The sequence below is a fragment of the Roseovarius sp. genome, assembly GCF_030373445.1.
Taxonomy (GTDB): domain Bacteria; phylum Pseudomonadota; class Alphaproteobacteria; order Rhodobacterales; family Rhodobacteraceae; genus Roseovarius.
In genome coordinates this window covers 602,431-623,022 of record NZ_JAUCYU010000001.1, presented here as the reverse complement: position 1 = coordinate 623,022, position 20,592 = coordinate 602,431, and the positions used below count along the sequence as shown (strand labels likewise).

The 20,592-nt window shown below is 67.3% G+C and carries 22 protein-coding genes; 9 read left to right on the top strand and 13 right to left on the bottom strand.

Annotated features, from left to right (window positions below; translation table 11 throughout):
• Positions 1–140: 140 nt before the first annotated feature.
• Positions 141–704, top strand: a complete 564-nt coding sequence (locus tag QUV18_RS02910; RefSeq protein WP_300891895.1) for a GAF domain-containing protein — start codon at positions 141–143, stop codon at positions 702–704.
• 18 nt (positions 705–722) lie between these two features.
• Here the strand turns inward: QUV18_RS02910 and QUV18_RS02905 are convergent, their stop codons facing one another.
• From QUV18_RS02905 to QUV18_RS02890, 4 genes are all read right to left on the bottom strand, one after another.
• A complete protein-coding gene (locus tag QUV18_RS02905) occupies positions 723–1,097 on the bottom strand; it encodes a diacylglycerol kinase (RefSeq protein WP_300891894.1) in 375 nt (124 codons plus the stop codon).
• A 331-nt stretch (positions 1,098–1,428) separates the two neighbouring features.
• Positions 1,429–2,118 (bottom strand): TIGR02117 family protein, encoded by a 690-nt coding sequence (locus QUV18_RS02900; RefSeq protein ID WP_300891893.1) that lies wholly within the window; start codon positions 2,116–2,118, stop codon positions 1,429–1,431.
• Positions 2,119–2,597: 479 nt separating this feature from the next.
• Positions 2,598–3,260: an OmpA family protein gene (locus tag QUV18_RS02895; protein ID WP_300891891.1), complete on the bottom strand. Its 663-nt coding sequence runs from the start codon at positions 3,258–3,260 to the stop codon at positions 2,598–2,600.
• Positions 3,261–3,414: 154 nt separating this feature from the next.
• Positions 3,415–4,266, bottom strand: a complete 852-nt coding sequence (locus QUV18_RS02890; protein ID WP_300891889.1) for a bifunctional helix-turn-helix domain-containing protein/methylated-DNA--[protein]-cysteine S-methyltransferase — start codon at positions 4,264–4,266, stop codon at positions 3,415–3,417.
• A gap of 100 nt (positions 4,267–4,366) precedes the next feature.
• On the opposite strand from QUV18_RS02890, the gene nth reads away from it, so the two are divergent.
• On the top strand, positions 4,367–5,011 hold the full coding sequence (gene nth, locus QUV18_RS02885) for an endonuclease III (protein ID WP_300891887.1): 645 nt from the start codon (positions 4,367–4,369) through the stop codon (positions 5,009–5,011).
• On the top strand, positions 5,008–5,994 hold the full coding sequence (locus QUV18_RS02880; RefSeq protein WP_300891885.1) for an adenosine kinase: 987 nt from the start codon (positions 5,008–5,010) through the stop codon (positions 5,992–5,994). The genes nth and QUV18_RS02880 overlap by 4 nt, the downstream gene beginning before the upstream one ends.
• A gap of 274 nt (positions 5,995–6,268) precedes the next feature.
• Here the strand turns inward: QUV18_RS02880 and QUV18_RS02875 are convergent, their stop codons facing one another.
• The 3 genes from QUV18_RS02875 to QUV18_RS02865 all read right to left on the bottom strand — a co-directional run bounded on the left by QUV18_RS02875 (position 6,269) and on the right by QUV18_RS02865 (position 8,480).
• A complete protein-coding gene (locus tag QUV18_RS02875) occupies positions 6,269–6,688 on the bottom strand; it encodes a hypothetical protein (RefSeq protein ID WP_300891883.1) in 420 nt (139 codons plus the stop codon).
• Between the two features lie 64 nt (positions 6,689–6,752).
• On the bottom strand, positions 6,753–7,646 hold the full coding sequence (locus QUV18_RS02870) for a bestrophin family ion channel (protein ID WP_300891881.1): 894 nt from the start codon (positions 7,644–7,646) through the stop codon (positions 6,753–6,755).
• Between the two features lie 15 nt (positions 7,647–7,661).
• On the bottom strand, positions 7,662–8,480 hold the full coding sequence (locus QUV18_RS02865) for a sulfotransferase family protein (protein WP_300891879.1): 819 nt from the start codon (positions 8,478–8,480) through the stop codon (positions 7,662–7,664).
• Between the two features lie 151 nt (positions 8,481–8,631).
• On the opposite strand from QUV18_RS02865, the gene QUV18_RS02860 reads away from it, so the two are divergent.
• Positions 8,632–10,209, top strand: a complete 1,578-nt coding sequence (locus QUV18_RS02860; protein WP_300891877.1) for a DUF5928 domain-containing protein — start codon at positions 8,632–8,634, stop codon at positions 10,207–10,209.
• 12 nt (positions 10,210–10,221) lie between these two features.
• Positions 10,222–10,602: an HIT domain-containing protein gene (locus QUV18_RS02855; protein ID WP_300892041.1), complete on the top strand. Its 381-nt coding sequence runs from the start codon at positions 10,222–10,224 to the stop codon at positions 10,600–10,602.
• 31 nt (positions 10,603–10,633) lie between these two features.
• On the opposite strand, the gene QUV18_RS02850 is transcribed toward QUV18_RS02855, so the two are convergent.
• A complete protein-coding gene (locus QUV18_RS02850) occupies positions 10,634–12,454 on the bottom strand; it encodes a hypothetical protein (protein WP_300891876.1) in 1,821 nt (606 codons plus the stop codon).
• A gap of 166 nt (positions 12,455–12,620) precedes the next feature.
• On the opposite strand from QUV18_RS02850, the gene QUV18_RS02845 reads away from it, so the two are divergent.
• The gene (locus QUV18_RS02845; RefSeq protein WP_300891875.1) at positions 12,621–13,397 is read left to right on the top strand and encodes an ion transporter; all 777 of its coding nucleotides are present in this window, start codon (positions 12,621–12,623) and stop codon (positions 13,395–13,397) included.
• Positions 13,398–13,403: 6 nt separating this feature from the next.
• Here QUV18_RS02845 and QUV18_RS02840 read toward each other — a convergent pair whose 3' ends face one another.
• Positions 13,404–14,333 (bottom strand): ABC transporter ATP-binding protein, encoded by a 930-nt coding sequence (locus QUV18_RS02840; RefSeq protein WP_300891874.1) that lies wholly within the window; start codon positions 14,331–14,333, stop codon positions 13,404–13,406.
• 75 nt (positions 14,334–14,408) lie between these two features.
• Between QUV18_RS02840 and QUV18_RS02835 the strand changes: the two genes are divergently transcribed.
• Positions 14,409–14,588, top strand: coding sequence for a zinc-finger domain-containing protein (locus QUV18_RS02835; protein WP_300891873.1), 180 nt, complete (start codon positions 14,409–14,411; stop codon positions 14,586–14,588).
• Positions 14,589–14,779: 191 nt separating this feature from the next.
• Positions 14,780–15,574: a phytanoyl-CoA dioxygenase family protein gene (locus QUV18_RS02830; RefSeq protein WP_300891872.1), complete on the top strand. Its 795-nt coding sequence runs from the start codon at positions 14,780–14,782 to the stop codon at positions 15,572–15,574.
• Here QUV18_RS02830 and QUV18_RS02825 read toward each other — a convergent pair.
• The 4 genes from QUV18_RS02825 to QUV18_RS02810 form a co-directional block, all read right to left on the bottom strand.
• The gene (locus QUV18_RS02825) at positions 15,571–16,146 is read right to left on the bottom strand and encodes a HupE/UreJ family protein (RefSeq protein WP_300891870.1); all 576 of its coding nucleotides are present in this window, start codon (positions 16,144–16,146) and stop codon (positions 15,571–15,573) included. The genes QUV18_RS02830 and QUV18_RS02825 overlap by 4 nt on opposite strands.
• A gap of 128 nt (positions 16,147–16,274) precedes the next feature.
• Complete coding sequence (locus tag QUV18_RS02820; RefSeq protein ID WP_300891868.1) at positions 16,275–16,973, bottom strand: polysaccharide deacetylase family protein; 699 nt, start codon at positions 16,971–16,973, stop codon at positions 16,275–16,277.
• Positions 16,970–18,262: a nicotinate phosphoribosyltransferase gene (gene pncB / locus QUV18_RS02815; RefSeq protein ID WP_300891866.1), complete on the bottom strand. Its 1,293-nt coding sequence runs from the start codon at positions 18,260–18,262 to the stop codon at positions 16,970–16,972. The genes QUV18_RS02820 and pncB overlap by 4 nt, the downstream gene beginning before the upstream one ends.
• 184 nt (positions 18,263–18,446) lie before the next feature.
• The gene (locus QUV18_RS02810; RefSeq protein WP_300891864.1) at positions 18,447–18,794 is read right to left on the bottom strand and encodes an antibiotic biosynthesis monooxygenase; all 348 of its coding nucleotides are present in this window, start codon (positions 18,792–18,794) and stop codon (positions 18,447–18,449) included.
• A 242-nt stretch (positions 18,795–19,036) separates the two neighbouring features.
• Between QUV18_RS02810 and QUV18_RS02805 the strand changes: the two genes are divergently transcribed.
• Entirely contained in the window at positions 19,037–20,500 is a 1,464-nt protein-coding gene (locus QUV18_RS02805) for a PLP-dependent aminotransferase family protein (RefSeq protein ID WP_300891862.1), read from the top strand.
• Positions 20,501–20,592 lie beyond the last annotated feature (92 nt).

Below are 20,592 nucleotides of genomic sequence, written 5' to 3'. Positions count from 1 at the left end.
CGGGTGCGGGCCGGGGGCCAGTGGGCAATCGGGCGGGGCCGGGGGTGCTGACAGGGGGTGTCAGCGTGGGAATTTACCTTTGGTTCACCTTGGCGGGGCATGGTCGGGCACAAGACCCAAGCCGGAAAGGAAGAAAGACCATGGCCGAGAACACGATGATGGACGGCGCCGACTGGGACACACGCGGCGAGAGGTACTTCCGCGATTTCGCCGAAACACTGCACGCGCTGGAGCTGGTGGACAGCCCGCCCGAGGAGGTGTTCGACAAGTTCACCCGGCTGGTGGCGCGGGTGCTGGCGGTGCCGGTGTCGCTGGTCTCGATCGTGGACGAGGCGCAGGGGCGGCAGTTCTTCAAGAGTGCGCTGGGCCTGACCGGGGCCTATGCCGAGCGGCGCGAGACGCCGCTGTCGCATTTCTTCTGCCGGCTGGTGACGGGCGGCAACCGTCCGCTGGTGGTGGAACATGCGCCGAGCGATGCGCGGGTCTGCGACAACCACGCGGTGCCGGAGCTTGGGGTGCGGGCCTATCTTGGCGTGCCGATCCACGGGCCGGGGGCGCGGCCGGTGGGGGCGCTTTGCGCCATCGACACGGTGCGGCGGACCTGGCGGGAGGCGGACGTGGACGTCATGGTGGATATCGGCGCCTGCGTGTCCGACCTGATCCGGCTGCGGGCGATGATCGAGCGGCGGTTCAGGGGCGGATAGGCCGGGCGCGTTGCGCGGTCAGGCGAGGAATTTCTCGTAGAGCGCGGCCAGCCAGAGCAGGCCGGGCACCAGCGCCGAAAGCGCCACGGCGAGCGAGCCCATGTCCTTGGCCATGCGCGACAGCTCGTGCCGTTCCGGGCCGATCCGGTCGATCGCGGCCTCGATGGCGGTGTTGAGCACCTCGACGATCAGGATCAGCAGGACCGAGCCGATCAGCAGGGCGACATGCAGCGCGTCGCGGGCGATCCAGATGGCGGCGGGAATCGAGAGCAGGAAGAGGGTGAACTCGATACGGAACGCCTCTTCCCCGCGCCAGGCGTCGCGGAAGCCGGCCAGCGAATTGCGCGAGGCGGCGGCGAGGCGCGGCAGGCCGCTGAGCTTCTTCTTTTCCATGCCTGTCCTTTTGGTGACTGCGCGATGTGGCGGCAGGCTAGAGCGTTCGGGAGAAATACTGAATCCCGGAATGTCTTGAAGGCCCGGGGCCGGGCGGTGGTGTTGCACGGAAACCTGTGGCGCGGCGCGGGACGGGCGGTGTCCGCCGGTCGCGGCGGGGGCGAAGCGGGCGAGAGGGTGACGGCGTAGGGCGTGGGGATCCAGGCGCCGAAGCGCAGGCCGGCGGCGCGGGGCATGGCGGCGATCCAGGTGGTGTATCTGCGCGGGAGGTTGACGCGGCCATGGACTGTGAAGGCCCGGTTGGTGGGACGGTGACCGGTCGCAGGGACCGTCAGCGGGGTGTGTCGGGGGCGAAGCGGGCGAGCGAGAGGGTGACGGCGTAGGGCGTGGGTGTCCAGGCGCCGAAGCGCAGGCCGGCGGCGCGCAGCATGGCGGCGACCCAGGTGTTGCAGGTGCGCAGGATGTCGAACCGGCCATGGGCGGCGAAGAACCGGTCGGTCGGGCCGAAGCCGGGGGTGGCGAGCGGGATCGGCGCGCCGGTCTCGTCGTGGCGGAAGCTGCCGGAGATGGCGGCGAGGAGTTGGGAGTACTGCCCGGCGGTGAGGGCCAGGGCGGGCAGGTCGAGCCCCGCGCGCAGCGGGCCGGCCACGTCAACCCGCAGAACGGAGGCATCGCCGGTGAAGCTGCGCCAGATGGCGGCGGCGGAGAGGTCGGCATAGCTGCCGGTGGTGGTGTAGAACTCCCGCGCGCCCCAGCCGACGATCAGCCACGCGGCGCCGGGCGCGTCCAGCGGCAGGCCGTGGCGGGCCAGGGGGGCAAAGGCGGCGCGGGTTTCGGGCGTGAGGGGGAGGAGAAAGTCATAGTGGATCGGGCCGGAGACGAGGCGGATGGTGACGGGCGGGCCGGCGGTCTCCGGCGCGTCCTGCAGCGGGCCGGGGATCAGCGCGCCGGCGACGGCGGCCAGCAGGTAGGCGGCGACGAGCGCCACGAGGGCAAGGAGGATGTTGCGGATCAGGCGCATGGGGCCGCGGCCGATGCGGCCGGGGACGCGGCGTTCGGGGGCGCTGCCCCCCGCGATGAAACCCTGCAGGTTTCAACGCTCCCCCCGGGAGTATTTGGGCCAAGAAGACGCATGGCGCGGATCACCCCGTTCCCCGGCCAGGTTGATTGGCTGCCACGGGCACGGGAAACGGGGCTTCACCTTGGACGCCCATCGGCTTTCCAGCCTGTGACGCGGGATCACTAGACCAGATCCCGGTTAACAGGCCGTGAACAACCTTCATCTTGCCAAAGGGCTCCGCCCGTTCGCGGGCAAAACGCTCCACTGGAGCGTTTCCGGGACGCCCGCGAACTCCTCGCCGGAGGCTCCCGCATTCGCCGCAAGCGCCAAGGTCTCGGCCCTTAAGCTGCCGGCCCCACGGGCGCCCCGTTTTCTTCCCACGAGAAAACGGCCCCGGAAAACCCTGTTTTCCGAGGCCGTCGATGGGTGCGGGTGAGCCGTCACGAGGTCGGGAGGATGACGATCTCGACCCGGCGGTTCTGGGCGCGGCCCTCGGTGGTGAGGTTGGAGGCGACCGGCTGATCCTCGCCGCGGCCGAAGGCCTGGATCCGGTCGTAGGAGACGCCACCCGATGTCAGCACGTCGGCCACGGAATTGGCGCGGCGTTCGGAGAGCCCCTGGTTGTAGGCGGCGCTGCCGGTGTTGTCGGTGTGGCCCACCACCTGCACGCGCGAGCGCGGATACTCGCGCAGGCTGTTCGCCACGGTGAGCAGGTCGCCGCGGAGCGAGCTGTTCACGGTCGCGCTGTCGACGGCGAACAGGATGTCCTGCGGCATGGTCACGATCAGACGGTCGCCGGTGTTGCGAATGCCGATGCGGTCATTCTCGAGCTGGCGGCGGAGGTCGGCTTCCTGCTGGTCGAGGAAGCTGCCGGCGATGGCGCCGGTGGCGGCGCCGGCAAGCCCGCCGATGACGGCGCCCTTGCCCTTGTCGTCGGCGGTCAGCGCGCCCACGCCGGCGCCGAGGATGCCGCCCAGCAGGGCGCCCTGCTTGGTTTGCCGGTTGGGATCGTTCGGGCCCATGGCGCCGGGGTCGGTACAGGCCGTCACGGCCAGCAGCGAAACGGCGGAGAGGAAAAGGATGGGTTTGGTTGTGCAGCTCATGTGCTCGCCTCGACTATTTGTGATCATCCGCTAGATCGGATTTGCGGCAATGATATGCAATAACACGCCGGTTCCCAACCGGTTTCCGGCAAATTTCGGCGACAACCCGCGCACGATGTGCCGCCCCTCTTGCGCGGCGGCGGGCGTGCCCCTGTCAGCCCGCCTCGGCGCGGGCGGATTCCCAGGCGAGGATGGCGCGCTTGACGGGCAGGCCCCAGTGATAGCCGCCAAGCCCGCCGGATTTTCGCAGCGCCCGGTGGCAGGGGATCAGGAAGCTGATCGGGTTGCGGCCCACGGCGGTGCCGACGGCGCGCACGGCGCGGGGCTTGCCGATGGCCTGGGCGATCTCGGAATAGGTGGTGACGTGGCCCGAGGGGACCTGCAGAAGCGCCTCCCACACCTTGATCTGGAAGGGGGCGCCGATCAGGTAGAGGGGCGCCACCTCGCGTTCCTGCCCGTTCGCGCCGAAGGCGGCGAGCGCCCAGGGGCGGAGCATCATCGGGTCTTCCACGAACCGGGCGCCGGGCCAGCGCGATATCATGTCCTCCATGGCCGCGGCCTCGCCGGTTTCGCTGGCGAAGCCCACGCCGCAGATGCCCTTCTCGGTGCCCATGACGAGGGCGAGGCCGAAGGGGCTGTCGAACCAGCCCCAGAAGATGGTGAGCCCCTCGCCCCGGCGGGCGAAATCGCCCGGGCTCATGCATTCCCAGCGCAGGAAGAGATCGTGCAGGCGGCCCGAGCCCGAGAGGCCCAGCTCGTGCGCGGTTTCCAGGGTGGTGAAGCGTTGGGCCAGCAGCGCCTTGGCCTGCCCCAGCGCCAGGTATTGCTGGTAGCGCTTGGGCGAGACGCCCGCCCACTGGGTGAAGAGCCGCTGGAAGTGGGCGGGGCTCATGTTCATTTCCGACGCGAGCTCGCCCAGCGAAAGCTGGCCTTCCGCGGTGTCGATCAGGTCGATCGCGCGGCGCATGACGTGGTAGTGGTAGCTTTGCTGGGGCTCGGCGTTCATCGGGGCAATCCTTGGGCTTGTGGCAGGAAATCTATCCCCTGGCCCCGTGCCATGCGACCCGAATATTGCGCATTGCCGGGAATGCGGGCATGAGGGGGGCATGGCCGCCCAGCTCGATTACCACACGATGCGCGAGATCTTCACCCGGTTCCACGAGGCGGAGCCGGAGCCCCAGGGCGAATTGCATCACGTCAACGCCTTCACGCTGGTGGTGGCGGTGGCGCTGTCGGCGCAGGCGACGGATGCGGGGGTGAACAGGGCCACCGCCGAGCTGTTCAAGGTGGCCGATACGCCAGAGAAGATGCTGGCACTGGGCGAGGAGGGTCTGATCGGCCATATCAAGACGATCGGGCTTTACCGCAACAAGGCGAAGAACGTCATGAAGCTGTCGCGCATCCTTGCCGAGGAGTATGGCGGCGAGGTGCCCAATTCGCGCGCCGCGCTGCAATCGCTGCCGGGCGTGGGGCGCAAGACGGCGAACGTGGTGCTCAACATGTGGTGGCATTACCCGGCGCAGGCGGTGGATACCCATATCTTCCGCGTCGGCAACCGCACCGGCATCTGCCCGGGCAAGGACGTCAACGCCGTCGAGCGCGCCATCGAGGACAACGTGCCGGTCGATTTCCAGCGCCATGCGCATCACTGGCTGATCCTGCACGGGCGCTATACCTGCAAGGCCCGCAAACCCAACTGTCCCGCCTGTCTGATCCGGGACCTCTGTCAATTCGAGGAAAAGACCATATGACCAAGTACCAGGCCGTCGGCATCGGCAACGCCGTCGTCGATGTCATTTCGCAATGCGACGACCGGTTCCTTTCGACGATGGGTATCGAGAAGGGGATCATGCAGCTGATCGAGCAGGACCGGGGCGAGCTGCTCTATGGCGAGATGCAGAACCGCACGCAGATGTCGGGCGGCTCGGTCGCCAACACGATCGCGGGGCTGGGCGCGCTGGGGCTGAAGACCGGTTTCATCGGCCGGGTGAAGGATGACGAGCTGGGCCGGTTCTATGCCAGCGAGATGGCCGAGGTGGGCACCGATTTCGTGAACACGCCGGTGGCGGGGGGCGAGCTGCCGACCTCGCGCTCGATGATCTTCGTGACGCCGGATGGCGAGCGGTCGATGAACACCTATCTCGGCATTTCCACCGAGCTGGGGCCCGACGACGTGGATGACGACGTGGCGGGGCAGGCGGGCCTTCTGTTCCTCGAGGGGTATCTCTTCGACAAGGACAAGGGCAAGGAGGCGTTCCTCGCTGCTGCGCGGGCCTGCCGGGCCGGGGGCGGGCGCGCGGGGATCGCCCTGTCGGACCCGTTCTGCGTGAACCGGCACCGCGACGATTTCCGCAAGCTGGTGACGGAGCTGGATTACGTGATCGGCAACGAGCACGAATGGCTGGCCTTGTACGAGACCGAGGACCTGGGCGCGGCGCTGGAACAGGCGGCGGCCGACAGCGGGCTGATCGTCTGCACGCGGTCGGGCAAGGACGTGGTGCTGGTCGAGGGCGACGAGACGGTGACCGCGCCGGTCGACCGGGTCACGCCGGTCGATGCCACCGGGGCGGGCGACCAGTTCGCCGCCGGGTTCCTTTACGGTGTCGCCACGGGCAAGCCGCTTGCGGTCTCGGGGCGGATGGGCTGCATCGCGGCGGCGGAGGTGATCGGCCATTACGGTGCGCGGCCCGAGAAGGACGTGAAGGCGCTGTTTGCCGCGGAAGGGTTGATCTGACGGTGGCTTGATCGCGGCGACGCGTTGCGTGGCGGGCGTCGGATTCGGATATTTGTACCAAGAAGAAGCACAGGTTGCGCGCCCGGCCCCCGGCGGCGGGCTGGAAAGCCGGGCGCGACTTCTCCTTGGGCGGTCATCGGCTTCCCAGCCTGTACCGCATCCGTGAGTTAATCATCCCATGGTTAAGAAACCGTTGCTTCTTCTTGGGGAAAATATCCCGGGGTGAATTGGCCCAAGGGGCCAAGAGGGGCAGCGCCCCTTCTTCACCCGCCTCTCAGCGCGAGCAGGTGATGTTGGTCATGTGGGTGTTGCCGCGGAACTGGAAATACATCGTGTTCGGGTCGGACATGATGGCGGGCATCTGGAAGGGCTGCTGGCCGCTGCCGGCGCGGTACATGGTGCCGAGGAAGACCACCTCGGCATTGCCGTAGCCGGGTTGGGGGCCGTATTGCCCCTGCATCTGCACGGGGACGCGGCCGACCACTGGGTTCTCGTAGAAGCCTTCCGCCGTGAAGCTGGTGTCGGGCTGGGCGTAGAGGCGGTATTCCCAGTAATGCAGGTCGAGGGGCTGGCCGCTGAACGGTTCCATGGCGTAGCGGCAGTACCAGGAGCCGGCGAACCTGGCGGCCTGGGCGTGGGCGAGGCCGGCGAGCCAGCAGAGGGCGAGGGCGGTGATTAGGGTGCGTGTCGGCATGGGCTGTGGCCTCCGGCGGGATGGGGGATGATAGCCCGGACCGCGCCGTCTGCCTAGCGGCGCGTCAGGTCAGCACGCCCTTGACCGGCGCCAGCGGTGGCGGGGCGGGGCGGCCGAGCGCCTCGGAGGCGGAAATCTCGATCACCCGGCACATGGTGTGGAGCGGCAGGCCGTTCTCGACATTCTGGAACGGGTGTTCGAGCTCGCGGGTGACCGCCTGCAGCCCGAAGAAGACATAGGCCACGATGGCGGCGAGAAGCGGCGTGAACCAGCCCGCCTGGTCGGCCAGGGCGAAGGGCAGCAGGAAGCAGTAGAGGTAGGTCGTGCGCCGCACGAGCAGGGAATAGACGAAGGGCAGCGGCGTGGTGGCGATGCGCTCGCCCCCGGCCTGCGCCAGGCCCATGGCCGAGAGCGTGCCGGAGAGGGTCATGCGGGCGTAGCCGTCGAGCTCGGCCCCGGCCAGCGCCGCGTTGATGCGCGAGAGGGCGGCGTTGGCGGGGTTGGCCTGGGCCAGCAGCGCGTCGGTCTCGGCCTCGTCAAGCCAGGGCAGGATCTCGGCGCGGGCGTCCTCGCCGCGCAGGGCGCCGCGGTGGAGATGGGCGAAGGCCACCGCGTTCGTCATGACGCGGGCATGCAGCGCGGGGTCGGGGGAGAAGAGCGTGACCTGCCGGCCGAGGTTGCGCACCTCGGCGATGAGCTGGCCCCAGAGGCCGCGCGCCTCCCACCAGCGGTCATAGGCGGCGTTGTTGCGGAAGCCGAGGAAGAGCGAGAGCGCGATGCCGAAGACGCCGATGGCCGAGACCGAGACATGCGGCAGGGGCAGGGCGAGCCGGTCGATCGAGAGGATTGCCGCCGAGAGCGCCGCCACCGCGAGGATGTTGCGCAGGATGCGGGGCACGATGGAGCCCTGCATCACGAAGAAGAGCCGCAGTGCCGAGGGCTGTTCGAGCACGATCATGGGGGCGGGTCCGGCTCAGTCGCCCAGCTTGGCGTGGACTTCGTCGAGGTCGATCTCGCCCGTGGGCATCTTGTTCGACGGGTCGTGGAAGTCGTATTTGAAGAGCTCGAAATCGCGTTTGTAGATCTCGTAGACGAGGTGCATGGAGAGGTCGTCGAAATAGTCTTCGACCGGGTGGGCGCGTTTGGGCCCGTGGCCCTCGCTTTCGTTGAAGCGGGGGATGGTCTTCAGGTCGACCTCGTGGGGTGTCTCGATGGAACTCAGCACGTCGGCCATGCCGTCGTTGAACGCCTCGGTCCAGAAGATGCGGTCGTAGCGGCCGCCGCTGACGATGAAGGTCGACACGTGGCCGGACATGGCCGACCAGTGGATGTCCGGCTCCATCGGGCGTTTCCAGCGGATGGTGTCGCGGGCGAAGAGCAGGAAGCGACGGAAGCTCTTGACCTGGTCGAACTCTTCCTTGCCGTCCTCGCCGCCGACCTCGACCCCGTATTTCTGGACGAGCAGCGGCACCAGCTTGCCGCGGTAGCGCTTGCCGTTGCGCTGGATGCCGCAGATCTTGTCGAAGAAGCTGGAGAGGATGCGGGTATACGGGTTGCGCACGCAGGTGAAGGCGTAGGACCGGTGCGCCGTGACGTTGTCGCGGATCAGCGGCTGGCTGTCGTCGCGCGCCCATTTGTGCAGCCCCTCGACCGCGTCGTGAATGTCACCGTCGAAGAATTCGCCGTGATCGGAGTAGTACATGATCTGGCCGATCGTCGAGCAGGCGCATTTCGGCACCACGCGATAGACGACGCTCTCGCTTTCGGTCATCCACGTGCCCGGAAACCCCATATTTCTGCCTCCACCTTCCCGCGCCGCCTTTTTTTTTGCGACTTCAGCTTTGTACCCTGAGGAAAATCCCCCCGAAAGGGCGTTTCTTCAAGGCGTCTTCATGTCTATCACTGTACGCAAGAAAGATAATATCGGGTAGAGCGTTCACGTCATGGCAAGAATTGCCTTCATCCTTCTGTGCCATAAAGACCCAGACGCCATCATCCGTCAGGCCGAGATGCTGACGGCGGTGGGCGATTACATGGCGATCCATTTCGATGCGCGGGCCAGGGTGGAGCATTACCGCAAGATCCGCTCGGCGCTGGCGGACAACCCGAACGTGACCTTCGCGCGCAAGCGGATCAGGTGCGGCTGGGGGGAGTGGTCGCTGGTGCAGGCCTCGCTCCATGCCGTCGAGGCGGCGGTGGAGGCGTTTCCGAGGGCCACGCATTTCTACATGCTGTCGGGCGATTGCATGGCGGTGAAATCGGCCGCCTTCGCGCACGAGTTCCTCGACAATGACGATGCCGATTACATCGAGAGCTTCGATTTCTTCGAGAGCGACTGGATCAAGACCGGGATGAAGGAAGACCGGCTGATCTACCGGCATTATTTTAACGAGCGGGTGCAGAAATGGCGGTTCTACACCTCGTACAACCTGCAGAAGAAGCTGGGGCTGACGCGGCCCATTCCCGCCGATCTGCAGATCCAGATCGGGAGCCAGTGGTGGTGCCTGCGGCGGCGGACGATCGAGTGGATCCTCGATTTCACCCGCAAGAGGCGCGACGTGATGCGGTTTTTCGCCACGACGTGGATTCCGGACGAGACGTTCTTCCAGACGCTGGTGCGGCACGTGGTGCCCGAGAAGGAGATCCGGACGCGGACGCTGACCTTCCTGATGTTCACCGATTACGGGATGCCGGTGACCTTCTACAACGATCACTACGACCTGCTGTTGTCGCAGGATGCGCTGTTCGCGCGGAAGATCAGCCCGGAGGCGACGGAGCTGAAGGCGCGGCTGGGCGCGCTTTACGCCAACGAGGATGCCACGTTCCAGATCTCCGACGAGGGGCGGAACCTTTACAAGTTCCTGACTGGGCGGGGCCGGATCGGGCGGCGGTTCGCCAGCCGGTTCTGGGAGACGGAAAGCTCGCTCGGCCGGCAGCGCGAGCTGATGATCGTGATCTGCAAGAAATGGCACGTGGCCAAGCGGGTGATCCAGCGCATCCGGCAGGTGGCGAACGTGCCGACGATCGACTACCTCTTCAACGAGGAGGACACGCCGCTGCCCGACCTTGGCGGGATCCAGGCGACGCTTGGGAAGAGGACGCGGCACCGGCGGGCGCTGATGCGGATGCTGTTCGATTATTTCGACACCGACCGGCTGATCGTGTGCATGGACCCGTCGAACCTTGACCTGTTGCATGATTTCGCGGGCGACCGGTCGACCACCAAGATGCTGGAAATCCAGTGCGAGTTCACCGACGACTACCTGATCGGCCATGCCAAGCGGGTGGGCTTGGCGGGTGAACAGACCTCGCCCCAGACGCTGGAGCGGCTGTTGCCGACGATCCGGGGCGACATGACCTACGAGAGCGACCGGATCCGGGATGCCGGGTTCGAGCATCACGGGGTGATCCGGGAAACCGCCGAGCCGGACGAGAACGCGCCGCCGATCGCGCGTTTTCTTGATATCCCGCCCGAGAAGGCGCTAGAGATTGCCGAGACGCCCCGTCTTTTCGCTGACTAGGATGTGACCGCCATGCCCTTCGCCTATGACGACCAGAATATTTTCGCCAAGATTCTGCGCGGCGAGATTCCCAACGACACGGTGCTCGAGACCGAGCACACGCTGGCCTTCAACGACATCCAGCCACAGGCGCCGGTGCATGTGCTGATCATCCCCAAGGGGGCTTACGTGAGCCATGACCATTTCGCGACGGAGGCGTCGGATGCCGAGATCGTCGATTTCACCCGCGCCACGGCGGAGGTGTGCCGCAAGACCGGCGTGACGCTGGGCGAGGGGGGCGAGGGGTTCCGCTCGATCGCCAATGCCGGGGCGCATGGCGTGCAGGAGGTGCCGCATTACCACCTGCATATCCTCGGCGGGCGGCATATGGGGCGGATGCTGTCGAAGGATTGAGGGCGGCCGGCGCGCGGCCGCCCGGCCGCGTTCAGGCGCCCTCGGTTTCGCCGTTGAAGGCCCAGATGCGATTCTGCACCGCCGTGGCACCGCAGGTGCCGCCGGCATTGGCCTCGTAGATCGCGCTGCGCCGGGCCGAGGGGTGCGAGATGGTCAGCCCGTCGAGCACCGGCGCGCCGTCACGGTTCTTGAAATGCCAGAGGAATTCGACCGTGCGGTTGCCGATGACGGCGAGCGAGCCGAGGTCGTTCACGCCGGCCTCGCCGCCTTCGTCGGCGGGGTAGGTGAAGCAGCCGAGGCCGACCCGGGCGCCGTCGACCTCAAGCAGGTCGACATCGCGGGCGAGACGGTGCAGCAGCGCGTCGGCGGTGTAGGGCGTGGCGTTGGCACCGCCGTTGCAGGGGACGGCATCGAACAGGCCGGTTTCGTCGCAGAGGGTGACGCGCCGGGTTCCGTTGTCGGTGACGCCGCGCAGGGCCGAGCGGTAGGGGCTGCCGGTCTCGTGGACGGTGTCGCGCAGCGCCGGGATCTTCAGGATGCCACTGAGCCCGGCGGGCAGCACCACCATCTGATCGTCGCGCAGGCGGTCATCCGTCAGGTCGATTTCGGTTTGCAGCGGGGTGAAACGGTATTTCCGGAATGCCTCCTCGTCGAACACCGCCTTGTCGGGGCCGAAGCAGGCATCCTCGTTCCAGCCCTCGGAGAAGTCGGCCTGTTTCGAGTAGAGCATCGCGCTGATGGCGATGGGCACGTCGGCGCCCACGAGCCGGCCGTTCAGGGCGTCGGCGATGCTGTCGCAGACGCGCTTGGTGTCGTGCCGGTCGGAGCCGACATCGCCCCAGGCGGCCTTGGTGGCCGGGTTGGTCTGGACGAAATAGTCGAGCGGCTGAACGATGTCGTTGTCGACGTGGATCTTGCTGTCGCGGATGTCGTTGAAGGTGGGATCGGCGCTGGTGAGCAGGATCGACGGCTGGTAGTCGAGCGACACCTCGAGGCGCAGGTGCTTGTCGCGGTCTTCCATGCTGCGCGCGTTGCGCGGGTAGAAATCGGCCTGGATGCGGTAGGTGCTTCCGGCCGAGGCGTGGCGCAGCGTGCGGCTGGCGGTGATGGTTTCGACCTGTTCGAACGGCTCGAGGAGGGTGTCGACGAAGTCGATCGCGGCGCCGACGCGGCCGGCGTTCGACCCCAGCACCAGGCTGTTGAGGCTGGCAAGGCTGACCGTGTTGCCATCGGCACCGTTCTTGAACGTCTCGCTGCCCTCATTGCCGAGCGCGAAGAGCCTGGCGACGTTGCGGGTCACGGTGTCGGTGGTGGCGGTCTGGTGCAGCACCAGCCGGACGCGGCGGGATTCGTCGTTCTTGAAGAAGAAGCCGATCTCGCCGCCGAAATCGATCATCTGGTTGTCGGAGATCGAGGAGAAGGTTTCGCGGCTGGTATAGGCATAGACCGGGCGGCGGTGCAGCACCTTGACCTCGCCGTCGGCGAACTCGACCACTTCCACCGACAGCATGTAGGTCTGTTCGGTGTCGTTGAAGTAGCTGCCGAGCCAGCCGAGGAAGGAGCGGTCGGCGAATTCGCGGGTGTCGGGGGTCAGCTCGGCGCCGAGGGGCGTGTTGTCCCTGGGGTTGAGCAGGCGGAAGGAGAGCCGCCCGTAGCCCGCGCGCCTTGGCGCCGCCTCCAGCGTGCCCGGGTCGAGCCAGGTGACGCTGGGCACGAGGGAGAGGGCGACCGGGTCCGCCGCAACGGGCTTCGGCTCGGGGCAGTGGCCCACTTCGACATTGCAGGCCGTGGCCGCGGAGCCGAAGGCAAGAAGCGCCCCGGCCAGCAGGACAGAAGGAATGCGGTTTTTCATGATGGTCCCCAAATAAATAGCGTTTGTTCCCCTAATACCCTGAAATTAGACCACAGTTTGGGCGATCCGTCGAGTGTGGCGTGCCGCGGGCGGGTTTCGATCTTGCCGTTTGGGGCTTACTCCCCATATGCAGGCAGAGGACAGGAAACAGACGGATTTCGCCCCCATGACCCTTCGCGACCGCGCCGGTGCGTTCATCGACCGGCCTCTCGTCAGAAACTTCATACTCGGCGTGATCCTGTTCAACGCGGCCATCCTGGGGCTTGAAACCTCGGATATCGCGATGGCGCGGGCCGGGGCGCTGATCGTCACGCTGGACGGTATCTGCCTGGCGATCTTCGTGATCGAGATCGGCCTCAAGCTGTTCGCGCGCGGCGGGCGGTTCTTTCGCGACGGCTGGAACATCTTCGATTTCGTGATCGTGGCGATCTCGCTCATCCCGGCGGCGCAGGGGCTTTCGGTGCTGCGCGCGCTGCGGATCCTGCGGCTTCTCCGGGTGCTGTCGGTGACGCCATCGCTGCGCCGGGTGGTGGAAGGACTGATGAGCGCGCTGCCGGGGATGGGCTCGGTCTTCCTGCTGATGGGGATCATCTTCTACATCGGCTCGGTCATGGCGACGAAACTCTTCGGCGAGAACTTCCCCGAGTGGTTCGGAACGCTGGGGCGGTCCGCCTATTCGCTGTTCCAGATCATGACGCTGGAAAGCTGGTCGATGGGGATCGTGCGGCCGGTGATGGAGATCTATCCGCAGGCCTGGGCCTTCTTCGTGCCGTTCATCCTTGTGACGACCTTCGCGGTGGTGAACCTTGTCGTCGGCCTGATCGTGAACTCGATGCAGGATGCCCATCACGAGGAAGAGACCGAGAAGACCGGCAATTACCGCGACGAGGTGGTCGCGCGGCTGGAGCGGATCGAGCGGATGCTGGAAAGCCGCGGGAAGTAGCCGCCCTCAGGTGCTGCGGGTGAGGTCGAGGAAGACATCCTCGAGATCGGCCTGCTCGGTGCGGACGTCCGAGATGCGGATGCCGGCGCCGCGGACCGCCTCGAGCACCTGCTCGGCGCTGGTGCGGCCCGACTGGTAGGTGATTGCCAGCTCGCCATGGGGGCGGGTTTCCACCTCGATCCCCTCGGCCTGTGGCAGGTGGGTGACCGGCGCGTCGGGGCGGATCACCAGCGTCTTGGCGTCGAGCCGGCCCAGGAGGTTGCCGGTGGTGTCGCGGGCCACCAGCTCGCCGTGGTTGATGATGGCGATCTCGTCGCACATCTGCTCGGCCTCTTCGAGGTAGTGGGTGGTGAGGATGATGGTCATCCCCTCCTCGTTCAGGCGGCGGACATTGTCCCACAGCATGCGGCGCAGCTCGATATCGACCCCGGCGGTGGGTTCGTCGAGGACCAGCACGGCGGGGTGATGCACCAGCGCCTTGGCCAGCAGCAGGCGGCGGCGCATCCCGCCCGAGAGGGTGCGGGCATAGGCGTGGGCCTTGTCCTCGAGCCCGACGAGGCGGAGGATCTCGTCGCTGCGGCGCTGGGATTTCGGCACGCCATAGAGCCCGGCCTGCACCTCGAGCGCGCCACGGGGGGTGAAGAACGGGTCGAGGTTCAGCTCCTGCGGCATGACGCCGATGGCGGCGCGGCTCTGGCGGGGGTTCACGTCCTGGTCGAAGCCCCAGATGGTGACCTTCCCGGCGGTCTTGACGACCAGACCGGCGAGGATGTTGATCAGCGTCGACTTGCCCGCGCCGTTGGGGCCCAGGAGGCCGAAGACGCAGCCCGACGGGATGTCGAGATCGACGCCCTTGAGGGCCCGCTTTTCCGGCTCGCCCTTGTGCGGCGGGTAGGTCTTGGTCAGGCCCCGGATTTCAATGGCATTCCCGCCCATCGCTGCTCTTGCCCCCGGCTTTTCGATCTTCCATATTCGGACCTAGTTCAACCGAGCGGAAAAGGAAACTGCCAGATGGTGACACAGGCCCCAGAAACCCGGATCGTCGACAGCTACCGGATTGCCTGCGACGGCGGCGGAGAGGCGCTGGGCCATCCGCGTGTCTGGCTGATGATCCCGCAGGAGCTTGGCTGGGTGGAATGCCCCTATTGCGATGCCAAGCTGATCCACAAGGATTTCGAAGGCAAGGTCTGAAGGCCGATGTGCGCCCGTGCGGGCGCGCCGCCTGTCTCGCCGTCGCCCCTTGGGCGCCGTCTCGGGGGTGTGGCCGACGTGACGGGCCGACGCGGGCGGTGGCGCGCGTGGACGGGTCCGGGTGCCTCCGGCGGGAATATTTTTGGCAAGATGAAGCCGGGGCCGCGTGCGCCGGCGGAGGAGGGCGCGGGATGCATCCGTTGATTACCGAAGAGCATGTCGAGGCGTATCAGCGCGACGGGGTCGTGCTGATCGAGGGGTTGTTCGCGGATCATGTCGAGGCGCTGCGCGGGGGCGTGGCGCGGAACATGGCGGAGCCGGGGCCCTACGCGGCGGAGAACCTGAAGGAGGGGGAGGCCGGGCGGTTCTTCGACGATTACTGCAACTGGCAGCGCATTCCGGAGTTCCGGGAGGTGATTGCAGACTCGCCCGTGGCGCAGGTGGCGGCGGAGCTGATGCGGTCGGAGACGGCGCAGGTCTTCCACGACCACGTGCTGGTGAAGGAGCCGGGCACGTCGAAGCCGACTCCGTGGCACCAGGACGGGCCCTATTACTTCGTCGAGGGGCGGCAGACGGTCAGCTTCTGGTCGCCGCTGGACCCGGTGGAGGAGGCGTCGTTGCGTTGCGTGGCGGGCTCTCACCTGTGGGAGAAGCCGGTGCTGCCCCGGCGGTGGCTGTCGGAGGAGAGCTTCTATGCCGATCCGGAGGCCTATATGCCGGTGCCGGACCCGGATGCCGAGGGGATGCGGGTGGTGGAATGGGCGATGAAGCCCGGCGACGCGGTGGCGTTTCACTACGGCATCCTGCACGGGGCGCGCGGGAACGAGACCGCGCGGCGGCGGCGGGCGTTCTCGCTCAGGCTGGTGGGGGATGATGCGCGGTATGTCGAGCGGCCGGGGCCGACCTCGCCGCCCTTTCCCGGGCACGGGATGGTGCCCGGGGAGCGGTTGCGAGAGGACTGGTTCCCGGTGGTCTGGCCGGCCTAGCCGAAGATGAAGTAGAGCCCGGCCGCCGAGGTGAGCCCGCCGAGAAGGCGCAGGGCCGGGGCGTTGCCGGTGGTGAGACGCGAGGCCGCGACGGCGACGCCGAGGCCGGCGGCGTGGAGCAGCGCCGTGGCAATGGCGAAGCCCGCCCCGAATTGCAGGGCGCTGGCGCCGCCAAGTTCGCCGCCATGGGCGTGACCGTGGAACAGGGCGAAGGCGCCGACAAGGGCCATGGCGAGGCGCGGGTCGGGGCGCAGGGCGAGGGCCACGACGAGCCCCAGCACCACGATCGATGTCAGGATGGCCGGTTCCACGAAGGGCAGCGGCAGGCCGGCGAGGGCCAGCAGGAAGCCCGCGATCATGGTGGCGACGAAGGCAGTGGGCACGCCCCAGACGGAACGGCCGCCGATCTGCGCCGCCCAGAGGCCGACGGCGACCATGGCGAGCACGTGGTCGAGGCCGAAGATCGGGTGGGTGACACCGGCAAGGAAGGAACCGTACTCGCCCGGGGGCAGGTGGGCGAAGGCCGGGGTGGCGGCAAGGGTCAGGGCAAGGGCGGTCAGGGTGCGGGTCACGGGTATGGCTCCTTTGATGTGGGTCGGCCCGGCGCCCCGGTATGGGTCGCGTCGTTCTCCGGCAGAGTTGTGCACGGGGAGGGGGCGGCGCGCAAGGTGGCGCGTGTGCCGGTGCCGCGAAGCGCCGCCTAGGCGGGCTGGCCCACCTCCGCCAAGGTCACGAACTCCAGCCCCCGCTCGGCCGCGGCGCCAAGGAAACGGCGCAGGTCCTCCGGCGTCGAGAAGAACTGCGAGCCCTTGCCCGGCGGCCTGATGTCGTGGCCGGCGAAGACCCCCGTGCCGCCCGCCTCCGCGATCCGGTCGAGGAGGCGGGATTGCCACTCCCATCCCGGGAAGGCGCTGTGCTGGAAGTCGCAGAAGCCGACGCAATCGACCGCGTTGTGGGGGCCGGGGGCGTGGTAGATGCGCGCGGGGATGTCGGCTTCAGACAGGTTCTTCGGTCCCGCGGCGCGGGTGACGGGGAAGCGTTTGGCGGTTTCGGCGAGGGTTTCGTCGGTGAAGGCGTGGAAGGGGCTGGCGAAGCTTTTGGCGGGGAAGCCAAGGGCGCGGTGTTCGGCCACCCCGGCGTCGATTTCATGTTCCAGCCAGTGGGGGAGGCCGTGCTTTCGCAGGTAGGGGCCGAGTTTCGGGTGGGTGCGGGAGTGGAAGGCGATCTCGTGACCGTCCTCCTGCAGGGCGCGGAGCTTCTTCACCTGCCGGGGCTTGGCGTTGTGCAGGTTGCAGACGCAGAAGGTCGCCCGCGCGCCGAACTCGTCGAAGATCGGCCGGGCGGCGTGCCAGCTTCCGGCGAAGAGGTCGTCGAAGGTGAGGCAGACAAAGCCTGTCACACCACCACCTCCAGCGCCTCCTGCTTGCCCACGCCGAAGACGCGCTTGTAGCGGGCGATCTCGCTTTCGGGGCCCATCGCCTTGTTGGGGTTGTCGGAAAGCTTCACCGTGGGCCGGCCATTGGCCGAGACAGCCTTGCAGACCAGAGAGAAGGGGGCGAGCCGGTCATCCGGGGTCAGGCCGCGGAAGTCGTTGGTGAGCAGGGTGCCCCAGCCGAAGGACGGGCGGCAGCGGCCGGCGAAGCGGGTGTGCAGGTCGATGATCTTGTCGGTGTCGAGCCCGTCGGAGAAGATGATGAGCTTCTTCGTCGGGTCCTCGCCGCGGGATTTCCACCAGTCGATGGCGATCTCGGCGCCCTCGGCCGGGTCGCCGCTGTCGACGCGGATGCCCGTCCAGCCCGCCAGCCAGTCGGGCGCACGGTCGAGGAAGCCCTTGGTGCCGTAGGTGTCGGGCAGGATGATCCGCAGGTTGCCATCGTGTTCCTCGTGCCAGTCGGAGAGCACGTCATAGGGCGCGCGGGCGAGGTCGTCGTCGGTGTCGGCGAGCGCGGCGTAGACCATCGGCAGTTCATGGGCGTTGGTGCCGATCGCCTCGAGATCGCGGTTCTTGGCGATGAGGCAGTTGGAGGTGCCGACGAATTTCTCGCCCAGCCCCTCGCACATGGCGCGCACGCACCAGTCCTGCCAGAGGAAGGAGTGGCGGCGGCGGGTGCCGAAATCGGCGATGCGCAGGCCGGGCACGTCGCGGAGGCGCTCGACCTTCTCCCACAGCTTGGTCATGGCGCGGGCATAGAGCACCTGGAGCTCGAAGCGGCGCATGTCGTGCAGGACGGCGCGGCCACGCAGTTCCATCAGCACGGCGAGCGCCGGGATTTCCCAGAGCATCACCTCGGGCCAGGAGCCTTCGAAGGTGAGCTCGTATTGCCCGTCACGCTTTTCGAGCTGGTAGGGGGGCAGCTTCAGGTTCTCGAACCATTCCATGAAGGCCGGCGTGAACATCTGGCGCTTGCCATAGAAGGTGTTGCCGCGCAGCCAAGTGCTTTCGCCCCGGGTCAGGGAAAGCGAGCGGATATGGTCGAGCTGTTCGCGGAGTTCGCCCTCGTCCACCAGCTCGGCCAGCTTCACGTCGGTCGAGCGGTTGATGAGGGAGAAGGTCACCTGCGTGTCGGGCCGGTTGCGGAACACCGACTGGCACATCAGCAGCTTGTAGAAATCCGTGTCGATGAGCGAGCGGACGATCGGGTCGATCTTCCATTTGTGGTTCCAGACACGGGTCGCGATATCGACCATTGGTTTCCTCCCGGACGGGTTGCCGGACCGGTTAAAGCAAAGGGGGGCGGGGGTGGCAAGCCTTGGCGGCGCGCCCTTGGCGCGCCCTTGTTCCGCGCGAGGTTCCCTTGACGGGTTCGAAGTTCGGAGGGAGGTGCCACGCCTGGTTCGATGGCGTCCTCTTCCGTTTGCCGGCCTCGAAGGCTCAGCCGCCGTGTTCGGCCTTGCTGTCTTCCGGCGCCTCGGCGCGCTCGTTCAGCCCGTAATCGCGCAGGACGTGGGCGACGCGGAGGCGGTAGTCGGCGAACATGCCCGCCCGCCCCTTGGCCTGGGCCCGGCGGTGGGCGGCGAGCCGGCGCCATTCCTCGACCGCCTCCTCGCTTTCCCAGAAGGAGAGGGAGAGTAGCTTTTCCGGATGCGTCAGGCTCTGGAACCGTTCGACCGAGATGAAGCCGTCGATCTGTTCGGCGAGCGGGCGCATTTCGGCGGCGATGTCGAGGTAGTGGTCCTTGCGGCCCTCGGCGGGGATAACCTCGAAGATGATGGCGATCATTGGCTGTCTCCTTTCGGTGTGCGCGGGCCGGTGTGCGCGGGCGAGTTTCGGCGGTGTCGTGTTCGGGGGCAAGCGGTGTTTCCGACGGAGAGCGCCGGGGGGCCAGCCCCCCACGTTGAAATCCTGCGGGATTTCAACGCTCCCCCCCGGGATATTTTCGGCCAGAAAAAGCAGGGGGTGGTTTTGTCTTTGCCGGGCAATACCAGATTGCAGGGGCGATAAGGCCAGTATACCCTCGGGTCATGCCGATCCCCGTCGAGACCTTTTTCCTCAATCCCGAAGCGCAGGGCACGCTGCAGGCGCAGATCCAGCAGATGATCGCGCAGGGCATCCTGTCGGGCAGGCTGCGGAAGGGGGAAAAGCTGCCTTCGTCCCGCAAGCTGGCCAAGCACCTCGGCGTCAGCCGGATCACGGTGACGCTCGCCTATACCGAGCTGCAGGCCTCCGATTACCTCGAATCGCGCGACCGCTCGGGCTATTTCGTCTCGCAGAACGCGCCGGAGCCGCCGCAGTTTGCCGCGCGGCACCCGAGGCAGGACAGCATCGACTGGTCGCGCGCGCTGGGCCGGCGGTTTACCGGCGGGGCAACGCCGGTCAAGCCGCGCGACTGGTGGAGCTTCCGTTATCCCTTCGTCTATGGCCAGACCGACCCGTCGCTCTTCGATCATGCCAACTGGCGGCATTGCGCGCTCCGGGCGCTGGGGCAGAAGGATTTCCAGGCGCTGACCACGGATTACTACGACAATGACGACCCGCAGCTGATCGAGTTCATCGCGCGGCATACGCTGCCGCGGCGGGGAATCCTGGCGCGGCCGGAGGAGATTCTCGTCACGATGGGGGCGCAGAATGCGCTGTGGCTGACGGCGCAGGTGCTGTTGACGCAGAGGCGGACGGCGGTGGCGGAGGAGCCGTGTTACCACGCGCTTCGCGATATCCTGACGCAGTCGCGCTGCCACCTTGCCCCCGTGGCGGTGGACCGGGACGGGCTGCCGCCCGAGGCGCTGCCGGAAACGGCCGACGTGATCTTCACCACGCCGAGCCACCAGTCGCCGACCAATGCCACCATGCCGATGGGGCGGCGCAAGGCGCTGATGGCACGGGCGCGGGAGATGGAGGCGCTGATCGTCGAGGACGATTACGAGTTCGAGATGGCCTTCCTCCGGGCGCCGCTGCCGGCGCTGAAATCGCTCGATACCGATGGGCGGGTGATCTACGTGGGCAGTTTTTCCAAGTCGATCTTTCCGGGGCTGCGGCTGGGCTACCTCGTCGGGCCCGAGCCGTTCATCCGCGAGGCGCGGGCGCTGCGGGCCAGCGTCTACCGCCACCCGCCGGGGCATATCCAGCGGACGGCGGCGTATTTCCTGAGCCTCGGGCATTACGACAGCCTGATCCGGCGGATGGGGCAGGTTTTCGCCCGCCGCCGCAAGGTGATGGAGGAGGCGCTGGCGAATCACGGCCTCGGCGTGGCGGGCCGCGGCGTGTTCGGCGGCTCGTCGATCTGGATGCGGGCGCCGGAGACGGTGGACACGGGCGAGCTTGACCGGCGGCTGCGCGACAAGGGCGTGCTGATCGAGCCGGGGCGGCCCTTCTTCCACGCGGCCGAGCCGCCGGGGAATTTCTACCGGCTCGCCTATTCCTCGATTTCTTCCGAGCGCATCCCGGAAGGGGTGGCGCGGCTGGCCACTGAACTGGCCCTGATGCGCTGACTGGCTTTAGTCGGGCGCCAATTCTGGCCCTAACGATGCCCCGGCCCGTGCCGTAGGTTTGCCGCAACTCCGGTGCGCGGCCGGCTTTGGAT

Coding starts and splice junctions, on each gene's coding strand:
- QUV18_RS02910 (WP_300891895.1), top strand. CDS start 141: ATGGCCGAGAACACGATGATGGACGGCGCCGACTGGGACACACGCGGC.
- QUV18_RS02905 (WP_300891894.1), bottom strand. CDS start 1,097: ATGGAAAAGAAGAAGCTCAGCGGCCTGCCGCGCCTCGCCGCCGCCTCG.
- QUV18_RS02900 (WP_300891893.1), bottom strand. CDS start 2,118: ATGCGCCTGATCCGCAACATCCTCCTTGCCCTCGTGGCGCTCGTCGCC.
- QUV18_RS02895 (WP_300891891.1), bottom strand. CDS start 3,260: ATGAGCTGCACAACCAAACCCATCCTTTTCCTCTCCGCCGTTTCGCTG.
- QUV18_RS02890 (WP_300891889.1), bottom strand. CDS start 4,266: ATGAACGCCGAGCCCCAGCAAAGCTACCACTACCACGTCATGCGCCGC.
- nth (WP_300891887.1), top strand. CDS start 4,367: ATGGCCGCCCAGCTCGATTACCACACGATGCGCGAGATCTTCACCCGG.
- QUV18_RS02880 (WP_300891885.1), top strand. CDS start 5,008: ATGACCAAGTACCAGGCCGTCGGCATCGGCAACGCCGTCGTCGATGTC.
- QUV18_RS02875 (WP_300891883.1), bottom strand. CDS start 6,688: ATGCCGACACGCACCCTAATCACCGCCCTCGCCCTCTGCTGGCTCGCC.
- QUV18_RS02870 (WP_300891881.1), bottom strand. CDS start 7,646: ATGATCGTGCTCGAACAGCCCTCGGCACTGCGGCTCTTCTTCGTGATG.
- QUV18_RS02865 (WP_300891879.1), bottom strand. CDS start 8,480: ATGGGGTTTCCGGGCACGTGGATGACCGAAAGCGAGAGCGTCGTCTAT.
- QUV18_RS02860 (WP_300891877.1), top strand. CDS start 8,632: ATGGCAAGAATTGCCTTCATCCTTCTGTGCCATAAAGACCCAGACGCC.
- QUV18_RS02855 (WP_300892041.1), top strand. CDS start 10,222: ATGCCCTTCGCCTATGACGACCAGAATATTTTCGCCAAGATTCTGCGC.
- QUV18_RS02850 (WP_300891876.1), bottom strand. CDS start 12,454: ATGAAAAACCGCATTCCTTCTGTCCTGCTGGCCGGGGCGCTTCTTGCC.
- QUV18_RS02845 (WP_300891875.1), top strand. CDS start 12,621: ATGACCCTTCGCGACCGCGCCGGTGCGTTCATCGACCGGCCTCTCGTC.
- QUV18_RS02840 (WP_300891874.1), bottom strand. CDS start 14,333: ATGGGCGGGAATGCCATTGAAATCCGGGGCCTGACCAAGACCTACCCG.
- QUV18_RS02835 (WP_300891873.1), top strand. CDS start 14,409: ATGGTGACACAGGCCCCAGAAACCCGGATCGTCGACAGCTACCGGATT.
- QUV18_RS02830 (WP_300891872.1), top strand. CDS start 14,780: ATGCATCCGTTGATTACCGAAGAGCATGTCGAGGCGTATCAGCGCGAC.
- pncB (WP_300891866.1), bottom strand. CDS start 18,262: ATGGTCGATATCGCGACCCGTGTCTGGAACCACAAATGGAAGATCGAC.
- QUV18_RS02810 (WP_300891864.1), bottom strand. CDS start 18,794: ATGATCGCCATCATCTTCGAGGTTATCCCCGCCGAGGGCCGCAAGGAC.
- QUV18_RS02805 (WP_300891862.1), top strand. CDS start 19,037: ATGCCGATCCCCGTCGAGACCTTTTTCCTCAATCCCGAAGCGCAGGGC.